Here is an 809-nt window from a genome sequence, read left to right as displayed (position 1 = left end):
GCTTGGCGTTTTCCGAACGGTTTCATCTGTCCTGAGTGCGCCAACAAGACCTGCTGTCGCCTGAAAAGTCGGCCACGCGTGCTGCAATGCAATAACTGCCGTCACCAGATGTCATTGACTGGAAACACGATTTTTGCAAACACCAAACTCCCACTGACCAAGTGGTTTCTGGCGATGCAGCTGCTGTCACAGACCAAAACTGGCTTGTCAGCGATGGAGCTAAAGCGCCAGTTGGACGTCAAATATGACACCGCCTGGATGCTCAAGCACAAGCTGCTGCAAGCCATGAAAGAGTCCGATGACAAGCAGCCCATCAGCGGCATCATTCAGCTCGATGATGTCTACTGGGGTGGAGAGCGCCGTGGTGGCAAACGAGGTCGCGGCGCGGCAGGCAAGACGCCGTTTGTGGCAGCAGTAGCCCTGAACAAGGAAGGGCATCCAATCAAGATGCGGATGACGGTGGTCGATGGTTTCAAAACCAACGTCATTGCTGATTGGGCAAAACGGCATCTTGCTAGTGGTAGCGCGGTGATATCCGATGGATTGGCCTGTTTCAAAGCGGTCAAGGAGGCCAATTGTGAGCACCTGGGTGTTGTCACCGGGGGCAACCTTGATTTGCTGGATCATCCGGCATTCAACTGGGTAAACACGATGATAGGGAATGTGAAGAACTCGCTGCGGGGCAGTTGTCATAAGCTCGGAGCGAAGCATTTACCAAGGCATCTTGCTGAATACTGCTTCCGGTTTAATCATCGTTTTGACCTCAAGAGTATGTTTGTTGAATTGGGGCATGCAGTCGTGGCAAGCCC

The 809-nt window shown here is 53.0% G+C and carries 1 protein-coding gene; it reads left to right on the top strand.

Annotation, left to right across the window (positions count from 1 at the left end; all coding sequences use genetic code 11):
- Positions 1–809, top strand: an 809-nt coding sequence (locus tag C3418_RS23765) for an IS1595-like element ISAeca5 family transposase (RefSeq protein WP_103859392.1), incomplete at both ends; no start/stop codon positions are given.

Origin of the sequence: Aeromonas sp. ASNIH8 (assembly GCF_002919855.1) — a bacterium.
Lineage (GTDB): Bacteria > Pseudomonadota > Gammaproteobacteria > Enterobacterales > Aeromonadaceae > Aeromonas > Aeromonas caviae.
The sequence above is the reverse complement of the archived record's forward strand: the minus strand, read 5'-3'. Positions and strand labels throughout refer to the sequence as shown.